Genomic DNA, 24792 nt, shown 5'->3' with positions numbered 1-24792 from the left:
GCACGCCGCCAGCGTTCGTCCTGAGCCAGGATCAAACTCTCCAAATTGGTATTTAGAAAGAGCGATTGCTCATTTTGAAACATCTGACGAGAATTTATATTCTCATTTTGAATTCACTTTCGTGAATTCGATACTCACTCGTTGTTCAGTTTTCAAAGATCAAGCTGTTCCCGTTGTCCGCTTAATGTCTCAGCAGCAACTCTTATACTATATCATGTTCGGCGTTTTAATGTCAAGCTCTTTTTTTAATTTCTTTTTTTGAGCTCGGCATCGTTTGTTTCTCGGCCGGAATTAGAATATACCATGTATAGAAGACCATTGCAAGTGTTTTTATTATTTTATTTAAAATAACCCGCACCTTACATACCTATCCCTTTGTACAGGCGCTTTTACACGGTCTGCCAATAGCAAGTACATTCCATTAGGCTGGATAGCTGTAACATCAATTTACAATATTAAACGGATGTGATCTCCCCTACTATGCCCCATTACCCGTTTGATTAATACTTCAATCTCTACATCTTACAAAGTCAGATCTTTATTTATCTGAAAAAGCCAGTTTCCATCCACGATGGAAACTGGCTTTGAAGGTTACAATTCCGTACTTCGTTATTACTGTTCGTCCCGAATCTGAATTCCATAAGTCACAATCCCGTAAGGACCGACCTCCAGTGAATACGAACCATGTCCAGGGTCTGCAAGCGGCGCTGTGCGCTCTTCCAGAATACTGGTCACATACAGATGCTCATGCGGAACAACGACATCCAGAGCCAGCTCTACAGGCTGCCCAGTCATGTTGTACCAGCGAACCAGCAGATCGCCAGTCTTTTCGTTCATTTTCAGAGAGGAGAATGCCGATGCTGTACCCTTCCATTGGAATGGTGTATAGCCCGAGGTAAGTTTACCCTCATGAACCCCTGTCTGGAGGACAGTCCATGGCACCTGGAATTGATAAGCCTCAGGATATGCACCGGACGTAATCCCATCCCCGCTATGCGGGATAAGTTGCAACTGTACCGTATGCTCACCCAAGCACTGAGCTTCCGGTGTCGGGAACCAGCCCCAGTCCCCCAGCTCGCCCACACTACGCAGCAGGGTTACAGCCACTGTATTACGGCCATCCCGCAAGATTTCGTACTCATTCAGTCCCAAATTAGCTACCGTGAGTCCGGCTTGGTCACCGCTGACATCAACAAAATTCTGCTGATGCTGGGTATTGCTCGGGTTCAACCATTCGCTCGCCGGTACATTATCCCGGGTAGCAATTTCGAACATGGAATCTGCATGGTGCACATCAGTTACCAGATCGGTCGGGAACAACATCCGTACCCGGTGATCTTTAGCGTTGTTATTAATAGTAGATTCGATGGACAGACCTTTGCCCTTCCGTTCGAGCGAAAGCACGGTACGAAGCTTCAATGTAACGGTCTCACGGCTGCGCTGCGCCTTACGTTCCGGGTAGTAGACAAGGGCCCGCTGCTCTGCGTCCAGCAATTCATCAGCTGAAGCAGGAATTTCCCAGTCATGGACGATTTCAATCGCAGCCCGGAAAGAGGTATCTTCAAGCACACGGATGCCTGCTTGCAGTCCTTTGGTGGTCAGCGGAGTCTCACCATCCGGCTGTCTGTACATATATTCATTACCGATATCGCCGGTATTCTCATAAACACCAAGATCATTGTAAGAAGTATCGCTGTTCTTATCATGCAAGGTGAAAGAGCCGTCGTCGGCAATCTCCACCTTAATTCCATCGTTCTCAAGCACCCTTGCTCCCTTCAGTAAGGAAACAAATGCAGGAGCCGGCTCAGCCGACTTCACCCAGGCATAGGTACGTAGACCAAGTGCAGGAACATCAGAGGCTTCAAACGTAAGTTTGATTTTACGGCATGAATAAGGCTGACGGAATTGATTGTCCGGCAAGTCATAGCCGAAGCTCAGTCCAAGGTCTTCAATGGTGTAGGATACAGCGATGCCATTCTCATCCACCAATTGATATCCATCGAGGGAAACCTCTTGCATACGGCGGGCGGTCTCTTTCAGAGAGAAGCCTTCACGCAGATACAACCGCGCTGCATCCAACTCCACGCTGACCGTACCGGTGCGGTTCCAGCCTGTTGTATTCATAACGACAACCGGCACCGCATCATTGCCGAATTTACTATAGCCGGAAGTATCAACGGCTTCAGCGATAAACCGGCCGCTGTCCTCTACAATGCTTTCGGCAACATGACGGCTTTTATCAAAACGAGTAACCATTTCCCGGTGCACTTCATCCACGCTACAGCCACAAATGCTGTCATGCGGATGGTTCTGCATCAGTGTCTTCCAGGCGTAGGTGAACAGATGATGCGGATAAGATTGTCCTGCAAGCTGAGCAATGGAGGCCAGCGGTTCTGCCACTTTTTCCAGGATGGTTTGACCCTTCTGGTTCATCTGCTTCAAATAGACACGTGCTGAGGCCGTGTTGACCAGGGTGCCCCAACCGTCCGTGCGCTGACTGCGCAGTTCGCCTTTTACAGAAGAAAGCTCGTCTTGCAGGCTGTCTTTCAAGGCATCCAGATAATCCGGGAAGTTGGAATGAACAAACTCTGTATCCGGGTACAGCGCCTTCGCCGTCTCGATCGCTTCCGGAAGATCGGTCTGCAGCGGCTGGTGGTCACATCCGTTCATATACAATAGCTCGCTGGTCGAAGCATATTTCTCAGCATCTGCAAGCTTGCGATCCCAGAATTCCTTAGCAGCTCCTTCTTCTACCGGAACCTCGTTGCCGTTGGAATACCAATTAGCGAACAGGATACCCAGGATTTTAGAGCCGTCCGGTCCCTCCCAGATCAGCTCAGAATAGGAGGATTCATAATCACCATCGGAGACGGTGTTATTGAAGCCGGTTGGCTTCACGCCACGTCCGAAGAACGCGTTGGAGATCCCGGATTGCAGCATCAGCTGCGGAATTTGTCCGGTCAGACCAAAGGTATCGGGGAAATAACCGATTTTGGACGGTGTTCCGAATTTCTCAGCATCCTGGTGCCCGATCTGCATATTACGCACGTTAGCTTCACTGCTTGTCAGGAATGCATCCTGCAGAATGTACCACGGTCCAATCAGAATTCGTCCTTCACGGATATAGCGCTCCAGCTTCTCCTTGTTCTCCGGGCGAACCTGAAGGTAATCCTCCAGAATGATCGTCTGCCCATCCAGATAAAAGCTCTTAAAGGCCGATCCCTCATCAAGCTTCTCCAGAAGCGCATCCACCAGTTGAATCAGACGGACGTGATGCTTCTCGTAAGGCAAATACCATTCCCGGTCCCAATGCGTGTGGGATACGATATGCGCTGTTCTTTTTTTAGCCATGAACTCTTGTCTCCCCTCTCACCTTAGCCCTTGCGGCTAGAAATTGTTACTTCATCCGGTCTGTACACAGATAGCAAGCGTCCTTCCGCATCCACCGTGAACAGCACCGAGCGTTCTTTGTCCAAAATAAAGCTATATACGGTACCCGTAGCAACATCCTTAACTTCTACCTCTGTGTCCCAGGCATATTCGGAGACGAACACAAACAGGGCGCCCTCTGCAAAATTCAGCTTCCGGCCGTACACTCCCGGCAGATCACCACCGGTGTGCCATTGCAAATCCTCTTGAACACCGGAAATCCTCACCGCATATCGGTACAGTGCCGCAATCGGCTCATCCCGTTCGTTCAGCTCCAGCGGCAGCGGGCTCCAGATCAGGCGTCCTTTTCCGATAGCTACCTCTACTACAGCATCGCCTTGTACAGATTGAGCAGTGGCGTTCGGAACGTCCAGGGACACTTCTTTAATAAGCTCTGCAATTCTACGCTGTCCGTAGGAGACTGGGAACATTACTCCGTTCAGATTCAGCCGTTCTTCCCTACGTACATTATGAAGCTCCCGACGACCCAGCAGATGATCCAATCGGTCTGTTGGCTGCCAGTATGCGTCAAGGCCAAGACTGCCAGTCACCAGCAAGGTCGCACCCGTGCGCTCTACGAATGACAACAGCTTCTTCATGGCCTCATTGTCGAGATTGTGTGCACTTGGCAGCATAATCAGCTTCGGTGGTTGGGCTTCCAATGCGTCCAAATCGTATTCCGATACTCCACGCAGCGGCAAATGCAATTGGTAAGACATAATCCGTGTCAGGCGCGTTGTGGCATCATAAGCCAGCTTCCGGTTGGAGAAGTCATTGGAATACGGGAAAATAACTGCAATGTCTTCCAGCTTGCGTCCGTCGAACATTCCTCCGGCTTCGGCGATAAAACGGCCGAAATCATAGGATACATCAGCTTCTGGCTTCTCGGTGCCGTCCGCACGGACAGCGCCGATCTGTGATTCGTTGGCATTATCCATATAGAAGTTCGTGTTCCAGATCCATTGCACGGCACCGGCACCTCCAGTAGCAAAGGCATAAGCATACTTACGCTCCAGAATAGCCCGTAACTCTTCCTCGCTCCGCTTGGCCCGCCCGTCCGGTGTCTCGACGTACATAATGCCGGTCTCTTGGATCAAATTCGGCTTGTTCGCCGTTTTAGCGAAAATACCACTCCATAGCAGGCTATCATTCAGCCACCAGGTGTGGACAGTCGTGTAATCAACGGCCTCTTCATAGAAGAAAGGCGATGGCCGCTGCGCACCCAGGGCCTCGTCCTGTCCGACAGTAACCATATGATTCGGACACAGCTCTTTAATCGTTCCGTACAGCTCCTGCGCCCAGACATTGTGCATATCCATCGAGAACAGGCAGTAATCAAGCCAACGCGTGCCGCGTTTGCCTGAGTGAATATCCTGGATGCTGAAGTTAATTTCGCTCTGCTCAGGAGGACGGGCAGCCGCGAAGTCCGGCAGCTCCAGCGGTGTCATATTCCAGTGCTCCTGCAAAGTGGAGATGTTCCCGTGACGCTTTTCCAGCCAAGCCGAGAAGGCCTTGATCTCATGGATATCTCTCGCTGAGCTAGGCCCGTCCGAGAAGATCCGCGGCGGGTCGAACATCGACGGTTCGTTAATTAGATCCCAATCCACATGAGTTGTGGAGCGGTGCCGGGAGATGATCGAGCGGATGAACCGCTTCTGGGCTTCCACGCTGCGGGGATCAAGATACGGGTTCGTGCCCTCCCAAGTCTCCGGTGTGAAGGAGAAGAAGGTGAACGTCACCTGCAGGTCATGCCGCTTCGCGGTCAGGAAGAAGGCGTCGATGGCCCGCAGCACCTCTTCCGAGGCGTGTCCGTCCACCTGCATTACATTCCGGTAAGCCGTCCAGATGCCGGTACGAATCCAGTTGATTCCCGCTTTCTTCATTTGTGCCATATCGCGGTCCCAAACGTCAGCGTTCGGCAAGAACAAGAACTTGCGCGCCACATCAGAAGTCATGTAGGTCATACCCACCACCGGCAATGGCTTTCCGTTCTTCACAAAATAATCTCTGCCAGCCGAAACTGGCTCACCTTGCGTAAGCAAATCTTCATCATGGCCCCACAGGCCTTGACGCAGCATTCGCACTTCGCCATCCTCTGATTCGGCCCGGCAAACCAGCCGGTACAGCCCAGGCTGAAGCTCAACCGGAACCGGAATCCGCAGGATGTTCAGCTCGCGGGTAACTTCAACACTGCATTCATGGTTGAATACCGCGTCCTCACCCTCTTTATTAAGAGTGAAGGACAGCTTCCACTTAGCAACTTCCGCAGAAGAAGAAGCGTGACTGCTCAGGCGCTGGCTTTGCAGGCTGAGCACAGGGCGCTCGCCCAACTCGTAGGAAGCATAATTTGGCTTCAACCACAGTTCCGTAACACCTTTGGCTGCAAAAGCAGTCCAGCCTGCCAAAGCTGTCGCTCCACCATTCTCCCAAAAGCTCTGACCCAGTGGCTGGTTAATGAACAGCCAGCGTCCACCCTTGAAGGGCCCGCCAACATGCTCCCACAGCACAACTGGGGCCGAGATTTCCCGGCCTTGATCCGACACACCTTTCAGGAGTGCATAAATCCGTGTATCCATCGGTCCGCTGGAGCCCATTTGGTCCGGCAGATCACTACTCTTCGTGACATGCGGCACGAGATTCCAGGTATCCGCAACCGGCAGAAGCTGCTCCTGCCCGGCGAAGAGTGGGATATCCTGGTGCGAGGCATACTCGCTGGCCCGCTCTTCGCTGCTCACCCGCAGTGCTTCATGAATATGAAGCTGACGGTGGTAGGCCGTCTGCTCTGCTTCGACATGCCACTCCCCAGCTTCCCAGGTCACCGGATGTTTAAAAGGTGCACCTCCAGCGCTGATCAAGCCCCCGCCTCTTTGCAGATAGGCAACAATAGAAGGCCAGACTGCCTTAGGAAAATATGGCGCATGCAGATTAATGAAGACCCCGCCTGCCGGAGCAGTATCCAGTGCTTCCGCTAGCCCGTGACCATTAACGGATGCTACGGAGACGCCCAGCAAGCCTGTCTCAATACCCTGCGCAGCTCCAGGTGCAAGTTCTCCCGGAAACAGCGGATCACAAAAAACAATCACTCCTGCCGCGCTCACAGAATCCCTTCTTTCATCGCCCGGTAGACGAGCTGCGAGAAAAGACTGTTCGACCAGGCAAACCAGCTTCTCGTAAAGACAGATGGATCATCTACATGAAAACCTTCATGCATATATCCTGTTCCAGCTTCAGTGCTTTCCAATAGCTTGATCATTTCCAGCTTCTCTTCAGTAGATTGTGCCGTAATGCCCTGCATAGACAAGGCCATATGCCAGATGTAGTCCTTCGGTGTATGTGGGCTGCCGATACCTTTAGCAGCTGTTCCTTCAAAGTAGAACGGGTTCTCCTTGCTAAGCGCGAACCGTCTTGTGTTCTGATAGATCGGATCATCCGCTGTGGTATACCCCAGGTAAGGGATAGAGATCAGTCCTGGTGTTCCCGCATCATCCATCAGACAGTAGTTACCGAAACCATCCGTCTCATAAGCATAGATCGGCCCAAATTCAGGGTGACGGTAAATGCCGTACAGCTTAATACCATGATCCACTTCAAATTCAAGTTCCTTCAGCTCGGCCAGGAAATCGAGATCACGGAAGATCCACTCTGCAAATTCCTGCATTTGACGCAGCGCCACCACGGCGAACATGTTACCTGGAATGTTGTAGTGGAAATCACAGGCATCATCACTGGAGCGGAAGCCGGACCAGATCATCCCGGTATAGTTGACCGGCATGCCAAGCCCTCCATTACGCAGCGAGTCCTCAGGAATGCCGTTATTGCGAGTGAACCGGTATGGAGACTGCTCAAAATGATGCTGCTCTCTTTTGAACAGATCTACGATCAGGCGCAAGGCCGACTTGAATCCGGCATCGAAGAAATCGGTAAGTCCGGTCTCTTTCCAGTACGTGTAGGCCAGGCGAATCACGAAGCACAACGAATCAATCTCGAACTTCCGCTCCCACACCCACGGCGACATCTCGGTCACATCAGTCGTATTCCAGTGCCAATCATTAGCCGATTCATTGAATGCATTCGCATAAGGATCAACATGGATGTATTGGATATGCCGCTTGATCAACCCGCCGATGATGCGCTGCAAATCTGGATCATTCTTGGCCAGTGGCACATAATGGATTACTTGTTCTACCGAATCGCGCAGCCACGAAGCTGGGATATCTCCGGTAATGACAAAGGTTGTTCCGTCATCCAATAGCTTTGTGGTCGTCTCCAGCGTATTTGGGAAGCAGTTCTTGAACAGTTGTAGCAGCTTCGGACGATGGGCCAGCTTTTCTTCAGCTTCTGCCAGCACTTCCTGCACTGCTTTTGGCAGAGTAAGTTGTGGCATCGCTATTTTGGGTAGTCTGAATTGTTCCAAGGAATATACTCTCCTTTTATATGTGTTATCGAATGATTAAGATTAATCTCAGGAAAATTACAGGGGTAACATTGCGGAAAATGTTTGGACTTCCGGTTGAATTACTCTTTCACCGCGCCTACAGTAAGTCCCTGTATGAAATAGCGCTGGAAGAATGGGTAAGCGAAAATAATCGGTCCTGTCGCCAGCACCACCATCGCCATACGAGAGGTATCTTGCGGCATCGAGCGCAAGGCTTCCAGGCTGAGCGAGCTGTTCTGTGAATTCTGTAATAGGAACTGCATACTGGTCTCGATCCGCATTAGCATGGATTGCAGCGGTACGAGATTCGGAGTGTCGATGTAGAGCAGGGCGTTGAACCAGTCATTCCAGTAGCCGAGTGTGCTGAACAACGCAATCGTAGCCAGACCTGGAAGCGACAACGGCAGCACTAGCGTGAGGAAAATCCGGAACTCGCCGGCTCCGTCGATTTTACCCGACTCGATAATAGCGTCAGGCACGCTGGTCGTATAGAACGTTCGCAAGATCATAATATAGAACGCGTTGACAGCCAGCGGCAGCACCAGTGCCCAGATGGTATCCTTCAGGTGCAGCAATTGAGTGACTACGATATAAGTCGGCACCAAACCACCGTTGAACAGCATAGTGAAGAAAGCAAGGAACGAAAAGAAATTACGATACCGGAAGCTTTTACGCGAAATAGCATAAGCATAAAAAGACATCAATAACAGACTGACGATCGTTCCGAGCACAGTAACTAGAATAGTAACGCCATAGGAACGAAGCAGCATATCCCCGGACTCAAAAACATAACGGTATGCTCCGAGGCTCCATTTGGACGGGATTAACCGGTAGCCGTCTCTTGCCAGCGCTCCTTCATCGGTGAAGGAGATGATGACAACGAACAGAAACGGAAATACGCAGAGAAAGGCAAAGATTCCGGCGATCAAGTTAAATAACACATTCATTGGTTTGGACAATTGATGAAAATCGCGTTCTTTACGCGTAATTGATGACATATGGGCACACTCCTTTCAGGTGATTTAGAACAATGCGCTGTCTTTGTCGTATTTGCGCACCACATAGTTCGAGAACATGACGAGCGTGAACCCGACGAGCGACTGATAAAGACCTGCCGCTGTACTCATGCCAATCTCACCCGTACTCTTGAGACCTTGATAGACATAGGTGTCAATAACGTTCGTGACGCTGTATAAGGTACCGGAATTACGAGGCACCTGATAGAAGAGGCCGAAGTCGGCATAGAAAATTTTCCCTACAGCAAGCAGGGTCATAATGGTAAGAATCGGTCTTAAAAGCGGTAGCGTAATGTTGCGGATCTGTTGGAGTTTGCTGGCCCCGTCGATCATCGCCGCTTCATAGAGTGACTTGTCGATCCCCATAATGGCAGCCAGATAGACGACACTGTTGTAGCCGACGGCTTTCCATAGATATACGAGGATGAGGATCAGCGGCCAATATTTCTTTTCCGAATACCATTGCACAGACTCCGCACCGAAATAGCCCATAATCTGGTTCAGCATGCCACGTTCGGAGCTGAGGAAGCTGAAGGCAAAGTAGCCGACGACAACCCATGACAGAAAATAAGGCAGGAACATACCGGTCTGATAGACCTTAGCGAGTTTTTTATTAACGATTTCCGATAGCACGACTGCCAGCAGAACAGACAAAGCTAGTCCTACTATAATAAATGCAGCATTATAGAGCAGCGTATTACGTGTAATGATATATGCATCATTGGTGGTAAACAGGAACTTGAAGTTGTCGAGCCCCACCCATTTGCTGTTGACGATACTGGCCCAAAAGCCGTCTCTACTAAAGCGATACTCCTTAAAAGCGATAACCGTCCCTAGCATCGGTAGATATGAAAAGAAGAGGAACCAAAGGGTACCCGGTAGAACCATAAACAGCATAACCTTGTTTTTATTGATATTTCCGAAAAATTCTCGGGCCATTCTCACAGTGAATCCCTCCTGAATGGTAAAGAAGACCGGGCAAGAGTCTCACCCCGCCCGCGTCTTCTGTTCCAATGATGTATTACTTGTTGTTCGCCGCTTTCCAAGCATCAATTTGCGATTGGGCTTCGGCAATGATCTTGTCCAGTCCAGCGGCTTTAAATTTCTCATTGGCCTTGGCCAGGTATTCATTCGGATCTACGGTTCCGGTCATCAGCGGCGCCCAGAACTCTTCCTTCACGTTCTGAACAGCTGCGATCTCACTTGTTACTTTCGAAGTGTCGAAGTTGAATCCGAGCAGCGGAGCGTTCACACCGGAATCGTTGAATTTCTTGAAGATTTCCCATTTATCATCAGGGTCTTCTTCGTTCAGGTAGTTAAGCATGATGTTACCGAGCGAGAAGGTAGGCATATCGTAGTTCTTGGATTCCGGCAAGTTCTTCATCCGGTTCTCGCCAACTTTCTCATAGTGCACACCTTCAATCCCGGAATCGATCATATTACGAAGTACCGGATCGGTATTCAGCAAGTTCAGGAATTCCATAGCTTTATCTGGGTTAGGTGAGTTGGCAGAGATAGCCTGCATGGAACCCATAACGGACCAGTTATAAATGTACGGCTTGCTGGCTGGTTTTGAGACTACCGGATAGCCGTAGCTCGCAGACCACAGGTTGTCCGCCATCGGCTGGCTGGTTGCACGATCCATGAACCAGTTGCTGGACTTGTAGAGATCGTCTACAGAAGTCGTTGTTGCTACCTCAGGTGAAATGTAACCTGCCTTGTAATATTTTCGAATGGTTTCAAGACTGTTTTTTAATTCCGGTGTTTCCAGAATGTTCACGACTTTATAGTCCTTGGTGTCCATATATACAGCCATCGGCATCTTCTCGATGATGTAGTCGAACGGCAGTACCGGCATGAAATCCTTCACCATCGCATAAGGCGTGATGTTAGGCTCATTTTCCTTGATAGTCTTCAGCAGCGGCTCCAGGCTCTCTATGGAGTCGACTTTATCAATGTCCAGCTTGTACTTGTCCACCAGGTCTTTATTAAAGCGCCATACTTCTTGGGCTGGAAGCTCTTTGTTCGCAGGCACCGCATAGTTATGGCCATCTACCTTGGAACCTTCCAGGAAGGCAGGGTCAATGGTGTCTTTGATGTCTTTGCCGTATTTCTCAAGCAAGTCATCCAGTTCCATAAATGCACCTTTGCGGGCATTTTGTACATAATCGAAAGCCCAAGAGCTGGTGAACATAATATCCATCGGCTCGCCAGAAGCGACCTTCACTTGCATTTTTTGTGTATAGTCACCGAAATCAATCATGTTCATTTTCAGAGTTGCGTTGATCTTAGGCTGAATATATTTGTTAACCTCGTCCACAACCATATTCATGTCCTTTTGTGGGGGCCCGATCGTGTACCAGATCAGTTCAACTGGCTTTCCTGCTTTACCACCGTTCCCGGAAGCATTCTCATTGTTGGTATTGCCTCCTCCACAAGCGGTGAGCGCAAGCGAAAGCGCCATCATAGATGTCAGCAGCAGAGATACTCTTTTTTTGTTCTTGCTCATGTTTGTATAACCTCCCCTTATGTTTACCTCAGTATCGCTGCATAACCCGGAATTATACCTCGCGATATTTCCTTCAAGGACTATCTATACTGTAATTTATGAAAGCATTTTCAAACAGAAGCTAAACTAAATAAAAGGTGTAAAAAATAAAGAAAAGGACTTGCTTAGCTTATGTGCTAAACAAGCCCTTTATATTCGGTTGGAGAGATCCCTACATGCTTTTTGAATTGCTTGTAAAAGTATCCAGTCTCCCAATATCCCACGTTGCGAGCGATTTCATGAACCTTGAGCGAAGCGGTTCGCAGCTGCTCCTTGGCTTTCTCAATCCGGTACTTGTTGATATACTCTGTGAAGGATTCACCAACTTCTTTGTGGAACAATTGCCCCAGATACACGGGATGAATATTATATTGTGTCCCAAGGGTCTTCAGTGAGATGTCTTCGCTATAGGATTGATGAATATGGTTAAGCACCTGCTGGACTACAGGACTTTTCACATCACGGATCAGTGCATCTATAGTATATGCTGCCGCTTCCTTCAAAATATCCGCCCAATCGGCGATGGATGATGTGGCGCGGATTTTATGAAGTCCTTCTTTAAAAAACTCGGGTTCCTCCGTATGCCGGATCTCCTTGAGCTGCATCTTGAAGCGGATTAGCCACTCTGTGGCTACGTCCCGGATCAATTCAGGTGTAATTCCCTCCATCCTCCGCAGCTGCTCAAAATTCTCATTAATCCTTTGCAGCAGACCCTCCGTGTCCTTCGCCATGATCAGCTTGAGATCTTCTTCCCAGTTGACTGGAAGCTCCAAGCTGACCTCCTCTCGCCCTTCTTGCAAATTCTCATAGCAGATATAACTGTGTTCGGGGAACAACATAAAATATTCTTGTGCCCGCTTCGCCTGTGTATAGCTCAGTGCTACATTGTCCTCGGTTTCCTGTACACTTCCTACTGAAAGATACAGTTGCTGGTAGGTAACTAGCGCCGGAGCGGCCAGCAACTGCTGATGAATAGATTCCGCCCCTTCCTTGCCGCGTTGGTATTCGCTGAGCATGTGCAGCAGCACGATGTCCCCATCCATATCCTGAAACGGAATAACGCCGGGAATACCATTCAATACCTCAACGACCACAGAAAATAGTTCGGACACGTGCTGCTCAGAACGTAGCAATGCGACCTGGGCCAGCGGCTTGTCGATGACAATCCCCAGAAAGTCGGCCCGTTCCTGAAATTCCTGCGGAGCAATCTGATTTCTCAACCAGCGGTGCATAACATTATCTCTTAAAATTGAAATGCTGTGTTCATTCAGCCTATAGTCTGCTCTGGATTCATTCAGCTTCTCGGCGATGGTACTCAGCGTAGCCTTAAATTCTTTCAAATTGATCGGCTTCAAGAGATAATTCTCAATGCCGAGGGCCATTCCTTCCTTTAGATACCCAAATTCATCGTAACCACTTAAAATAATGGTTTTAATCTCCGGCTGAAATTCCCGGACGCCACGGATGAGATCCAGCCCATTCATCTGCGGCATGGAAATGTCTGTGATCAATATGTCCGCCCGCACCGACCTCAGTGCCTCCAGCGCTTCCTGCCCGTTGGCCGCCTGCCCAACAATCTCCATTCCAAAGCTGGCCCAGTCGACAATATCATACAGCCCTTCGATGATGAACGGTTCATCATCCACAATGAATACTCTGTACATGGCTCACTCATCCTCTCCCAAATCGGGGAAATACACCGTCACTGTCGTACTCTTACCCTCTTCGCTGTTCAGTTCGAGGCCATGCGGCGACCCATACATCAGCTGGAGCCGCTCATGAATGCTGCGCAGACCAAAGGACTCCGACGACTCATCCGTCTGAAGCAGCCTCTGCTGTAATTCCTCCAGTCTACCTGGAGAGATGCCACGCCCGTTATCTGTTACTACAGTACGAAGAATATCTTCTTCTTTGGTCACTGACACAGTGATGTGATTATCACTGCGATCCGCCCGCATGCCGTGCAAAATATAATTTTCGATAATGGGCTGCAGCGACATTTTCATGACCACTCTTCCCTCCAACTCCCGCTCGCAACGCAGTTCGTAGGAGAACCTGTCCTTGTAACGAATGCGGAACAGCTCCAGATACAGCCGGCAGGCTTCTAATTCATCCTTCATCGTATGTTTGGGCTTGGGATGCACGTAGCTTTTGAAAAGTACTGATAAGCTGTAAATCATCTCGCCTACATCTTCGGCCCCTTGTGAAATGGCCCGCATACGAATAACCTCAAGCGTATTATATAGAAAATGGGGATTGACCCTTGCCTCTAGCGCCGCAATCTCCGTATGCTTCTGCTTGATCTCCGCCTTGAATACCCGATCAATGTAAAGATTGAGTTCATCCAACATATCGTTAAAGCTCTTGGAAATCTGGCCGAGCTCATCTTCCTTAACATCGGCAATCCGGGCATCCAGATCCCCGTTCTTAACCTTACGAGTGAATTTGATGATACCCCGTGTACGCTTGGCAAAATTACTAATAAAGAGTGAGGCCGTAATAATCGCGAATGCAATACATAATAAACAAATCGTAAGAACTGTATTTCCCAAGCCACGATAAGTGGCTGCAAGTTCTCCCTTAGGAACGATACTAAGCACAGTAAAGCCGCCTTGGCCATGTGTCAACTTCGTAATCGTCATGCCGTTGACCTCTTCACCATCCGTGTAGGCGGAATTCACCAACTCCATATCCGGATATTTGGCACCGTAATATTTACCCGAAGTATCGAACAGCACATCACCGTCGGCTGAAAGCGCCAGAATGGTGCCTTTAAAATCTTCCTTATCATTACCCATGCCGTCCCACACTCGCTCAGCATCGAAATAGACGAGCAGCTGGCCAATATTGCGCAGCGACATCTTGTTATTAATGGGACTGCGCACCGAGAACATCGGCGTATCGGGGAGAGCAATGCTTTTACGTACCCAAATATTCGGAGTGGAGACAATGCCCCCTTCTTCGATATACATCGCATCAGGAACAAAGGAATGGGCTGCATTCGTACCAATGATCTCAAATTGCTTGTACGTATTATAGACGTAGAGCTGCTGCTCTGTGGCGCTATATAATATCAAGCTGCGAATGTCGGGATCATCCTCAAGCTTATTCTTGAAATACTGCACGGTGTCAGTAGTAGAATTACTTTCATTGAAATACCGGTCCAGCCGGTAACGAGCATAACTCTCATAGGGATGCTCCAAGAGATAAGCTGTATTCGAGGTCAGCTCGCTGTCCCGATAAATATCGATCATCATAGATTGCACCAGATCATACTTTTGCCCGATATAATGACTAACGCTTTCAACTGTCCGTTTCTGAATCTCCATTTGCCGCTGTACCGCTGCCTGAGACATTAAGTGGAACATCAGATAAGAGAACGTAATGATAGTGACAACCGCAATGATCGAAAACAACAGGATGATCTTGATAAATACATTATGTTGAAAATATTTTCTGTAGATTTTCCCCGGAAGCATGATCATCCTCCTGCTCTTTGGTGAAGCTGCGCTTCATTTGCACTGCTATCCTATAGTATATCACGAAAATGATAGCGCTTGCGGGAATGCTGGTCTTGCAAACTATCCCAAAAATTAAAGATTCCCTGCAATAATTAAAGATCATGCAGGGACTACATTGAAATTTCCGGAGCTATGGCAGCGTCCAACCAGGTATTCAGTTGTTCTTGATCCGTAATTTCGCCCATAACCGTCTTCCGCATGGTCCCCGTCTTATCTATGATAAAAGTAGCGGGCAGGCCAGCGATACCGTAAAGACCGGAGATCCGGCCGGTAACGTCTATAATAACCGGAAACGTGAAATTCCGGCTGTTCATATATTCGGAGATGGTACCTTTGGAATCCCCCACATTAACCATCAAAGCCGTCATCTCCCCACTGCGGGCACGGGAAACGTCCTGAATTAACGGCATTTCTGTCACACACGCTTTGCACCATGAAGCCCAGAAATTAATCAACACCACTTGGCCGCGATAGTCAGAGAGACGCACTTGCCGACCCTCGGCTGTGACGGCCTCAAAGTCAGGGGCCGCTGCCTGAGCGTTCACTGTGGAGGCAGCTCTCGTTTCCCCAAGGATTACAGATTGTACAATGGCCCAGACCGCTGCAACGATTGCAGCTAAACTGATCAGAATGGTGAGTATGCGACGAAGCTTTAAATGAACATTCAGCACAAGGTCACCTCATTTCAATCCCAAACTGTAGTTAAAAGCTTCATACAGGGAACCGTGCTGTTCCCTTATATCCTTTGTCGGACCCTCCCTGACGCTACGTCCCCCACTGAGAAACAATATCCGGTCCGCCACCCGGTCGGCAATCTCAAGCTGGTGTGTGGAAAAGATAACGGTGTGCCCCGCCTCACGAATGTTCTGCAGCAGCCCGGCGAACTCATTCATCCAGAACGGGTCCAGTCCGTTTGTCGGCTCATCCATAATTAGAAGCGGCGGCTCACCCAGCAGCGCCTGGGCAAAAAGCACACGCTGACGCATACCTTTGGAGAAGGTACTCACCAGACTTCTTCTTTTCTCTTCCAGTCCTACTAAAGTCAGCACTTCCGTGACCCGTCGTCTGGGGACACGCCGCAAGGCAGCCCAGAAGGATAATACCTCTTCCGCTGTTAGCCCCTGGTTGAACTGATAGTCGTCCGGCATGTAGCCAATTTTCTTTGCAAACTGTTTGCGCTCAGTATGCCAGCGAAGACCTCCTACAGTGATGTCGCCTGAGGTCGGCTGAAGAATGCCGGCGATCATTCTTAGAACGGTGCTTTTGCCTGCACCATTACCTCCGCATAACGCCAGAATACTCCCTGCGGGAAGGGTGAAAGCGATATTTTCTACAAGAGACTGCTTCTTGATAACTTTGGTCAGGCCAGTCACCCGGACCATTGCTTCATCCATGGATACGCCCCCTCTCCCAAATCCGGTACACGCCAACAATGGCACACAGAATCCAGAGCAGGCACACGCCTATAAACAATAAACTTCCGTTCGGACGCTGAATCCACCCTACCCATTGGAAGTATTCAGGACCTAGCACAGACCCGCCCCCTAGCTTAACAACTACAAACAGGCGTACAAGCTCAGCGGGATTGATAAATGTCGCAGCTACAAGAAGTGGCTTGACCCATAAATAAGGAACCAGGCCCAGTATAGAAATTAAAAGTGTTGGCCAGCCAATCACGGCAAAGAACCAGATGGATACAGAGATCGTCAGTGCCTGCCAGCGGTTTCGCGATAAGGAACCAATGAATAAGGCAAGGGTGAGAAACAGAAGAACCAGACCTGCCGAGAAGGCCAGGAAAAGAAAATAAGTGGAGCTGTCAAAACTCGTGCCCAGCAAGCCGCTGATCAGACCCATCAGACCATAGCCGAAGCCAATGATCACCAGCAGCACAATAGCCAGGCCAGTGTACTTGCCGATAATAAAGGACAGTGTTCCTATGGGATAGGTGGACAGGAGCTGCCAGCTACCCTCCTCCTTCTCGGCTGTCAGAGAGAACGATCCTAGAAATAGAGTCATCAGCGGCAGAAGATATAACACCAGACTTAACATAGAGCCTGTTATCGCAGAATAACCCTGAACGATATTCTGCGAATTAATAATTAACAGACTTAAGCTGAACGTACAAAACAGGGCCAAGAAAGAATAGGCCCAGGGATTGCGGAAGCCCATTTTGACTTCCCTCCGGGCCACTTGCAGTATATCGGTCATAGTCACCTCTCCAGCCTTTTAAAATCATTTGTGTCCTGAGCCTTCATTCAAGTGGCCTTCCCCGTGATTCATGTTCATGTCCATGTTCATGGCGGAGCTTTGCTTCCATTCATGTGAGGCAAGATCGTCTGCACTCAGAACTGTTCCTACACCCTGCTCCTTGACGAAGGTCTCGGCCGATGCCCGATCCTTGAAGCTGATCACTCCATAGGCCATAGGCGTGCGCAACGCCGCATCATAGACATAACTTGCCTTGCTGAACTGAATCCACGATTTGTCGTTATAATCCCGTACGAAATCCATCCCAATCTTGTCCGTTCCGTTCTCTTTCTTCCATTGATTCATGCAGCCAACATCATCAAATTTGTAATTCTTGCCGTCCTTCGTCGTCAGCTGTGTCGCAAAGGCATCATCCTTGACTTGCATATTGCAGACTGCACAGACATCAACTTCTTCATTGATAGGAAGTGCTTCATACTTCTTCGCACCGCAAGCGGTTAATACCAACAGCATCAGTAGACTAAACAGTAGCAGTCCGGCACCTGTTCTTACTTTCATGATCGTAATACCCCCAAATATATTATTGTAATAACCGAGACAAAGAGCAGCAGCCAGCCGGTCACCATCACGGTTCCATCCTTCCGAACGACCCCAATGGGTGCTTTTGTATCCAACTTCATCAGCGGTGCCTGATCAACTGATCCATCCGCCTGATCTCCTGCAAACATTTCGCTCAGAAAATTCATCCCCGGAGACTGAAAAAATAGTTGATAGGCGGAATTACGAGTAATTAAGCGCTGATAGAATGGATTAATGACATACGGAATATCGCTGATTTCATCCCTGTCCACATCCAGTCCCTGAAAGGAATCCCAGTAGTTCCCGTTCATCGCGTTCTCTGTGCTTTCTACGGCTTCGGCATCAATAACGTTAGCGATAAATCCGTTTCGGTGAAATTGATTGCCCGCAGCCTGACTGAGCTGAATGCCTATGAAATTGCGGAGCGCCACATTGTCTCTCAATTCATTCTCGGCAGATTTTTCCATATATATGCCTACTCTGTTTCCTTCAACTAGATTATTAGTAATAGCAGAGGTTCGCACATCGTACAGCAAGATCCCTTGAGAATGAACATTGCGGCTTTGTTTGGCAAAAGAATTTCCCGAGACGACCACATTCGTCACCCCCATCACCATTGCACCGGTGATATTGTATTCCCCAACATTGTTGGTAATCTTAGACCCGTTGATGTACATGCAATGAATGCCGTAGCGCAAATAAGTTAACCTGTTCCCATCCACAGTCGTGTTCCGGCTATTCTCCAGATAGATGCCATCTCGTAGATAGGAGATTTCATTATTACCAATCTGACTACCGTGAGAATTATAGAGGTCGATGGCGTTTCCCCGTTCCCCTGCTGGCTGACCCTGTGGAATGAACCAGCGGATACTGTTATGGATAATCCTCGCCCGGTCAGCGTCGCGCAGCATGATGCCATAACCACCCGTATGGATAGCTAGTCCCTCCAACGTCACTTCATTGGCCTTAACCTGAATTGCCGTAGTTTTACCGTCTTGATCGTGTTGAACATTTATCGAACGCAGGGTCACACCATCTGCGAGAATTGTAATGGCCGGATCTCCTGTGGTATTGATCAGCGTAGCGGAGCCTCCCCCTCGAAGGGTGACTCTTGTGCGGATCACGACAGGTCCTTGATAGGTTTCAGGAGGAAGATCAATGATATCCCCGGGCTGGGCCGCATCAATGATATCTTGAAGAGAACGCCCTGGAGGATATGATGTGGAATCCGCATAGGCAGGCTGTGAGTACAATGGGGACAATAGACAGGCAACCAATAAAGGAAGCAGGAGCAGAACCAGAAACTGTCTGCTGGCACGGGAATGGCTATATTTCATCATTTGGACTTCGGTACACTCCTTAGCTCCGTCTGGAAAATAAAAATACCTGCGCAAGTGTTGCACAGAATAAAGCGTTTCCGGTTCAGCCCATAGTATACCTAAGCAGTGACTATTTCCCTATGGCCCGATGTAGCTATATTTACAGAAAGATTGTGTCTAACGTGTGATATGTATGTTTTGCAGCGGATCTGGTTACAGTAACAGCAAGTTTATCAAGGCGAGGAGGCGCAAGTACCGATGGATGATACCCATGAGTATGTAGAGAAGCTGCATGACACGCAGAAAAAAGCGGAGAAGAGCAAGCACCGGGGACAAGGCAGTCCTGAAGCAAAGCTACCCAACAAGCAGCATAGTACCAAAAAATAAAAGTATCCGGGGAGTGCAGTAGTTGGACTACAGCCTCCCCGAAAAACTCATAACAGCCCGGCTATCCGTGAAGGGATACGCCGGGCTGTTTTATGGGCTGAATTTTTTATGGGATGAAGCTTAATGTAATTATTTGCTTAATTTCGCAACGCCTACTGCCACTTTCTCCAATTGTGCTTTGCTAAGGCTCTTATCTTGGGAACTGATCGTTACCACTCGATCATTCAGGTTGAAGCCCAGCAGTTGCTTGTCACTGGAAGGGCTGTACCATTTGGCCTTAACACCATTGGAGAGTTGAACCGCTTGGCTGGCATAGCCGCCTGAATAGTCTCTGGCCGAAATCACAATTCTCATATGTTTGAACAGGAAGCTCACACCGTCATCAGAAGCAGCTACTTTATCAAAAGCATCGCCTTTGGTCATTTGTGTTGGGGCATACGCTGTTTCAAAACCTTTGAACTGGGCAAAGGCCTTCTGGATGGCTTGCTTTTGCGCAGCGGTGTATTGGATAACAGACAGCTCGATGGTCGATCCTCCATTGCTTGGTGCAGAACCGCCATCATTTTTTCCGATGATAACCTGATTGGTTTTTCCGTCAAAAGTAACTGGGACCTTCAGTGCATCCGCCAGCGCCCGAACCGGCAGGTAAGTCGTATCCTTGTACGTAATTGGTGCCAGTTTGTTGCCGTTGCCATCGACCGGTGTATACGCGGAACCATTGACTTTGAAGCCAAGGCCGTGATTGAGGTACGCGCTGATCTTTTCTAAATTGGTTCCTGCATAAACCCCTGCTGAACCTGTCACTGCCATCCCGAACACCATTGTTGCTATGATCATTTTTTTGCTTTTCATCTGATATCGTCTCCTTGAAGATTGATTTGTTGTGCTGCATTTCTTAGTCTTATTAAACCAATGAGTTGTTTCTAAACTGTATCCAGGATGTAAAGAAGTATTTCACCGTGGAGCATATAGGTATCGTGATATACTTAGTGAATCTGCTGCAAACATTTTATTCATTAGGAGAGGGTTCAACTTGAACAATCCACATTGGATCGCACCGGAAACGTATAATTTGACTTCGGAAATGGAACACCATCCCCCGGAAAAAATAGCACTGAAATGGCTTAGTGATAATGGAGACTACGAGGAAATCACTTACGGAGAGCTGCGCAAGCAAGCCAATCGTCTCGCTGGGGGCCTATCGAGTCTAGGGCTTCGCCAGGGAGACCGCGTGCTAGTTATGGTTCCAAGACGAATCATCGCTTATGTAATCTATTTGGCCTGTCTGAAGCTCGGACTGGCTGTCATTCCTTCATCAGAGATGCTGCGCGCCAAGGATCTGTCTTACCGGTTGCGGCACTCGGAAGCCAGAGCAGTGATCGCTTGGTCTGACACTACCAATGAAGTAGATCTCATCGCCGACGATCTGCCTGCCCTTGATTACCGCCTGGCCGTAACCGGAACGAGCGAGTATCAGGAAGAGGCCACTGGCTGGGTACATCTGGAGGGTCTCATGGTCAGTCAGCCAGATGTCTATCCAGCAGCGGCCAGCCATCGGGACGATATCGCTATACTGGCTTACACCTCCGGCACAACCGGCAATCCCAAGGCCGTGGTGCACAGCCACGGCTGGGGTTATGCCCACTTGCGTATTACCTCCTCACTCTGGCTCGACATTCGCGAGTCGGATACCGTCTGGGCAACCGCTGCGCCAGGCTGGCAAAAGTGGATCTGGAGTCCCTTCCTGTCTGTGCTGGGCAACGGGGCGACCGGCTTTGTGTATAATGGCGCTTTTCAGCCGAAACGTTATTTGCAACTGCTACAGGATCATGCCATTCAGGTCTTGTGCTGTACGCCGACGGAATACCGCTTGATGGCCAAGACTGAAGGACTGGAGCATTACGATCTGTCTCAACTTCGCTGCGCCGTCTCCGCCGGTGAACCGCTGAACCAGGAAGTCATTCATACCTTCCAGCGGCACTTCGATATCACCATCCGTGACGGCTACGGCCAGACCGAAAGCACGCTGATTATTGCCGCGCTCAAAGACAAGCCTATCCGAATTGGCTCCATGGGCCAATCCATCGCACCGGGTCTCGTAGAGGTCATTGACGAGGATGGTATCCCACTGCCACCCGGCACAGTTGGAGATATTGCTGTGCATCTCAGCATGCCAGCCTTGTTCAAATCCTACTACAAGGACCCTGAGCGCAAGGCTAACGCCTCGCAGGGCGAGTACTTCGTCACCGGAGACCGGGCGCGCAAGGACGAGGACGGATATTTCTGGTTTGAAGGCCGGGGCGACGACATCATCATCAGCTCGGGCTATACGATTGGCCCTTTTGAAGTAGAGGATGCGCTCATGAAGCATGCCGCTGTCAAAGAATGCGCCGTTGTAGCTAGTCCCGATGAGATTCGTGGTCATGTTGTCAAAGCCTTTGTCGTGCTCAAAGATGAATATGAGGGCACAGCCGAATTGGTTAAGGAACTCCAGACCCATGTCAAGGAGATCACCGCCCCTTACAAATATCCGCGCAAACTCGAATTTGTCACCGACCTGCCCAAGACAGCCTCCGGCAAAATCCGCCGGGTGGAGCTGCGCCAGCAGGAGCAGCATGCTGCGGAGTAAGTGAGCATGTCGGTTTGATGTCTATTCTTTATTTTCTTTCTATACCATGAACTATGGAAAGAGAGGTGGCTTGGAATGGGGACAAACAACGATCACAATGAGGGTACTTATCGAGAAGTTTTTTTCTTGAAAACCCGGGAGACTAAAGCCCCTCTTCGAATGGACCCGGCTATCCGCTGGTACAACGAAGAAATGGAATTCGAGACGATCCGTGAGGCCTACGAATGGGTATCAAGTGACGCGTATAATAAAATCGGATACGACTATGACGGATATAGAACGACCGACCCCAAACTGGCCTATGCTCTACTATTTGAATTAGTTCGGGCTAATACGGCCGGCTTTGGGGATCGGAAGGTTTTTGCAGATGAAGAATACGTCGATAAAGACAAAATATTCTATTTGGTGTGGTTACAAACCATAGAGCAAACATGAATTATTATAAAGACAAGCAGCCCTATAGGGCTGCTTGTTCCCTGTAAACACAGGAAAACTATTAATTTTCCGCTACTCCGACCAATAGGAGGCTTCCGGGTTCATTTCGGCGCCTACCTCGCCTTCCTTGATCAAATCGCAGTCCAGATAACCGTCTTCGTCCAGGAAATATACTTCTTGACGGTAGAACTCGCTAAGCGTCTCCAGGAACTTCACAGGAGAATCGTACATCACCACTACATCGCCGAAGTCATGGAGTAGATCGCAAATTCGCTCCGTACCGTCCGCAGACCGATAGTAGCAGATGAAATCACTGCCATAGTTGGTCAAGATGGGTAGGATCAGTCCTTCAGCCGGTTGATCTTTCTCCGCCAAAATCTCCGCTAGCACCTTCATCTCCTGCTCATATTCATCCTTATGAATCAGGCGGTACCCCGGTACAAACTCAATCAGACTTGGTTCTTCTTCCTCACGGTTTGTACCTGACACCGTATTGTATATAGCCTTTAACAACTCCGGCATTTCCGGCAAAATTGCCGCCAATTGGTCTTCTCTTCCCTCATGTCCCGATCCCAGACTGGCAGAGTATCCAGGCCGCAAACTATCCGACAATTGAAGGTACTCTTGAAACAATTGCGTTAAATTTTGAACTGACATGTCTTCATCCTTTGCATCTGTAAAATAGTATTATCTACTCTTTATTATCCCCAATGTGCCTGCCGATGCAACTCCCTGCGCCAAAACCACTAAAGTTAGAGCAAGATGCGCAGTTTGGCACCTTACGCCGACAGCATCTTATTATGCTGCTCTAGCTTTATGTGTTGAGAGCAGACAGCAAGTATCAGACGGATAACGCCAAAAACCCTCTCCTGTCAGAGAGGGCTAGTTCCTGCATAAAACTATTTAGCCGATTGCCATTTGCTCTCCAGCCATTGGTCAAATTCGGCGCCTTTTTCACCTTCGTAAGCGTCGTAGACATCAATTCTCATCTTCTTGAACTTCTCTTTGAAGTCCTCATAGGAATGGTCTTTCGGCAGGCTCTTCTTGATTCTCAGCAGAATCTTGGATACGCCCTTCACCAGTTCAGGTTTGTTTCTGGACGGTTCCTGCACCTCTTCGCCAAAAGCCACCAGCGTGCGGTATGCCGCCTCTTGTACAGTATATACAGGATCGCTCTCCACCAGACGCTTCAAAATATCAATAACCTGCTTATGCGGTGTACGACCAAGTTCCTCCACTGCCGCCAGGCGGGCTTTCCAATCCGCGGAACGACCCGCTTCCTTTTTTAACTGCTCATAATTTTCCGGCAGCTCTTGCTGCACTTCTTCGTTGTTCAAAAGTCACAATTCCCTTCTATAATCAATCTGTACCAATTCTACCGTACCGCTGTCCCCAATATCAATCTTTTGGACAAACAAATAATAATCCTATCTTATCGTCCCCCGGCTCTTCCTTCCGCATACCAATGCGGGACCAGTCTTCGAAAGTGATCATAGTCTGTGAACACCATTCGGCAGCGACCCTGCATCCCGTCAATATCAGCCGTTCCGAACGGAATCGCCCCGATTAGACCAGCCCTTGAGGACAGGCTCTATCTTCGTCCAGGCGCTCGCGCCGGGGATGTCCAATAACCGATCCACCTGCATCCCTCCTGTAATCTACGTAGGAAGACTCACCACTATATATTCTTTTTCCAGTAAGTCAAAGCCCTGCTCCAAACTAAATGTGGAGAGATCGATTGCGCGGTCATACTTCTTATTGCGCGGGTAACCCTCCTCATCCGCCCAGCAGCTGTACAGCTCGAATACAGAACCAGACACGCCGAAATCCTGCATCAGCTTGAACAATTCCCGGCAACATTTGAGCGAGGCGTTTTCGGAGTCCGGACGGGTCTCCTGATCTGCTGGAGGTATCATGAATCCACCCCAATTGGGAGAGATTTTGTATACATAGGGGCTCTGAAAATGCTTACGAATCTCCTCATTCCAGTAGCCCAGCTCTTCAATATAAATACCCGCAGCATCTTCTTCCGTATCATATATGAGACAATCCTCATCCCGCAGATGGGCCAGATCAACAATTTCCTCCAGTGGAACCATGCCCTGTTGCTTAAGCTCTTCGCGCTTCGTTTGGTATTCCGGGGAGGATAACATTTCGCTGCGCGTTTTGGAAGACAGGACACTTCCCCTCTCACCGGGCGGCAGCTCCACCGGTGAGCCGATGTAATGGAACTGGGTCATTACTAAAACCTCCTTATGATCTTCTAAATACCTGACCAGATACCAC

Annotated in this window: 21 protein-coding genes; 4 read left to right on the top strand and 17 right to left on the bottom strand. The window is 49.2% G+C overall.

Annotated features, from left to right (window positions below):
- Positions 1-262: hypothetical protein (locus ACFVRY_RS25445; RefSeq protein WP_387503065.1), on the top strand; the 262-nt coding region annotated here is incomplete at its 5' end.
- Between the two features lie 350 nt (positions 263-612).
- Here the strand turns inward: ACFVRY_RS25445 and ACFVRY_RS25440 are convergent.
- From ACFVRY_RS25440 to ACFVRY_RS25380, 13 genes are all read right to left on the bottom strand, one after another.
- The gene (locus ACFVRY_RS25440; RefSeq protein WP_387503064.1) at positions 613-3351 is read right to left on the bottom strand and encodes an alpha-mannosidase; all 2739 of its coding nucleotides are present in this window, start codon (positions 3349-3351) and stop codon (positions 613-615) included.
- A 23-nt stretch (positions 3352-3374) separates the two neighbouring features.
- Entirely contained in the window at positions 3375-6527 is a 3153-nt protein-coding gene (locus tag ACFVRY_RS25435) for a beta-galactosidase (protein WP_387503063.1), read from the bottom strand.
- Positions 6524-7843, bottom strand: coding sequence for a glycoside hydrolase family 125 protein (locus ACFVRY_RS25430; RefSeq protein ID WP_387503062.1), 1320 nt, complete (start codon positions 7841-7843; stop codon positions 6524-6526). Before ACFVRY_RS25430 ends, ACFVRY_RS25435 begins: the two co-directional genes overlap by 4 nt.
- Positions 7844-7944: 101 nt before the next feature.
- Positions 7945-8862: a carbohydrate ABC transporter permease gene (locus ACFVRY_RS25425; protein WP_379203527.1), complete on the bottom strand. Its 918-nt coding sequence runs from the start codon at positions 8860-8862 to the stop codon at positions 7945-7947.
- Positions 8863-8886: 24 nt separating this feature from the next.
- A complete protein-coding gene (locus ACFVRY_RS25420; protein ID WP_379203559.1) occupies positions 8887-9819 on the bottom strand; it encodes an ABC transporter permease in 933 nt (310 codons plus the stop codon).
- 82 nt (positions 9820-9901) lie between these two features.
- Positions 9902-11389 (bottom strand): ABC transporter substrate-binding protein, encoded by a 1488-nt coding sequence (locus tag ACFVRY_RS25415; protein ID WP_387503061.1) that lies wholly within the window; start codon positions 11387-11389, stop codon positions 9902-9904.
- A gap of 176 nt (positions 11390-11565) precedes the next feature.
- The gene (locus tag ACFVRY_RS25410) at positions 11566-13092 is read right to left on the bottom strand and encodes a response regulator (RefSeq protein ID WP_387503060.1); all 1527 of its coding nucleotides are present in this window, start codon (positions 13090-13092) and stop codon (positions 11566-11568) included.
- Between the two features lie 3 nt (positions 13093-13095).
- Positions 13096-14907 carry a sensor histidine kinase gene (locus tag ACFVRY_RS25405; protein WP_387503059.1) on the bottom strand — a complete coding sequence of 604 codons (1812 nt, stop codon included), beginning with the start codon at positions 14905-14907 and terminating at the stop codon, positions 13096-13098.
- A gap of 152 nt (positions 14908-15059) precedes the next feature.
- Positions 15060-15620 (bottom strand): TlpA family protein disulfide reductase, encoded by a 561-nt coding sequence (locus tag ACFVRY_RS25400; protein WP_387503058.1) that lies wholly within the window; start codon positions 15618-15620, stop codon positions 15060-15062.
- A gap of 9 nt (positions 15621-15629) precedes the next feature.
- Positions 15630-16343, bottom strand: coding sequence for an ABC transporter ATP-binding protein (locus ACFVRY_RS25395; RefSeq protein ID WP_387503057.1), 714 nt, complete (start codon positions 16341-16343; stop codon positions 15630-15632).
- On the bottom strand, positions 16336-17157 hold the full coding sequence (locus ACFVRY_RS25390; RefSeq protein ID WP_387503056.1) for an ABC transporter permease: 822 nt from the start codon (positions 17155-17157) through the stop codon (positions 16336-16338). Before ACFVRY_RS25390 ends, ACFVRY_RS25395 begins: the two co-directional genes overlap by 8 nt.
- A gap of 24 nt (positions 17158-17181) precedes the next feature.
- Positions 17182-17715, bottom strand: a complete 534-nt coding sequence (locus ACFVRY_RS25385) for a nitrous oxide reductase accessory protein NosL (protein ID WP_387503055.1) — start codon at positions 17713-17715, stop codon at positions 17182-17184.
- On the bottom strand, positions 17712-19076 hold the full coding sequence (locus ACFVRY_RS25380; RefSeq protein ID WP_387503054.1) for a NosD domain-containing protein: 1365 nt from the start codon (positions 19074-19076) through the stop codon (positions 17712-17714). Before ACFVRY_RS25380 ends, ACFVRY_RS25385 begins: the two co-directional genes overlap by 4 nt.
- A gap of 237 nt (positions 19077-19313) precedes the next feature.
- On the opposite strand from ACFVRY_RS25380, the gene ACFVRY_RS25375 reads away from it, so the two are divergent.
- Positions 19314-19442: a DUF4023 family protein gene (locus ACFVRY_RS25375; protein WP_083205578.1), complete on the top strand. Its 129-nt coding sequence runs from the start codon at positions 19314-19316 to the stop codon at positions 19440-19442.
- 129 nt (positions 19443-19571) lie between these two features.
- Here the strand turns inward: ACFVRY_RS25375 and ACFVRY_RS25370 are convergent, their stop codons facing one another.
- Positions 19572-20294, bottom strand: coding sequence for a stalk domain-containing protein (locus tag ACFVRY_RS25370; protein WP_387503053.1), 723 nt, complete (start codon positions 20292-20294; stop codon positions 19572-19574).
- A 232-nt stretch (positions 20295-20526) separates the two neighbouring features.
- Between ACFVRY_RS25370 and ACFVRY_RS25365 the strand changes: the two genes are divergently transcribed.
- Both ACFVRY_RS25365 and ACFVRY_RS25360 read left to right on the top strand, forming a co-directional pair.
- Positions 20527-22071, top strand: a complete 1545-nt coding sequence (locus tag ACFVRY_RS25365) for an acetate--CoA ligase (protein ID WP_387503069.1) — start codon at positions 20527-20529, stop codon at positions 22069-22071.
- A gap of 75 nt (positions 22072-22146) precedes the next feature.
- Positions 22147-22506, top strand: coding sequence for a hypothetical protein (locus ACFVRY_RS25360; protein ID WP_387503052.1), 360 nt, complete (start codon positions 22147-22149; stop codon positions 22504-22506).
- A gap of 72 nt (positions 22507-22578) precedes the next feature.
- Here the strand turns inward: ACFVRY_RS25360 and ACFVRY_RS25355 are convergent, their stop codons facing one another.
- From ACFVRY_RS25355 to ACFVRY_RS25345, 3 genes are all read right to left on the bottom strand, one after another.
- A complete protein-coding gene (locus ACFVRY_RS25355) occupies positions 22579-23163 on the bottom strand; it encodes an SMI1/KNR4 family protein (protein WP_387503051.1) in 585 nt (194 codons plus the stop codon).
- Between the two features lie 242 nt (positions 23164-23405).
- Positions 23406-23843: a HEAT repeat domain-containing protein gene (locus tag ACFVRY_RS25350; RefSeq protein WP_387503050.1), complete on the bottom strand. Its 438-nt coding sequence runs from the start codon at positions 23841-23843 to the stop codon at positions 23406-23408.
- Positions 23844-24164: 321 nt separating this feature from the next.
- Complete coding sequence (locus ACFVRY_RS25345) at positions 24165-24746, bottom strand: hypothetical protein (protein ID WP_387503049.1); 582 nt, start codon at positions 24744-24746, stop codon at positions 24165-24167.
- Positions 24747-24792: the final 46 nt, after the last annotated feature.

Origin of the sequence: Paenibacillus sp. NPDC057934 (assembly GCF_042887565.1) — a bacterium.
GTDB lineage: Bacteria > Bacillota > Bacilli > Paenibacillales > Paenibacillaceae > Paenibacillus_AQ.
Note: the sequence above shows the minus strand (reverse complement) of the source record. Positions and strands in the feature narration are given on the sequence as shown.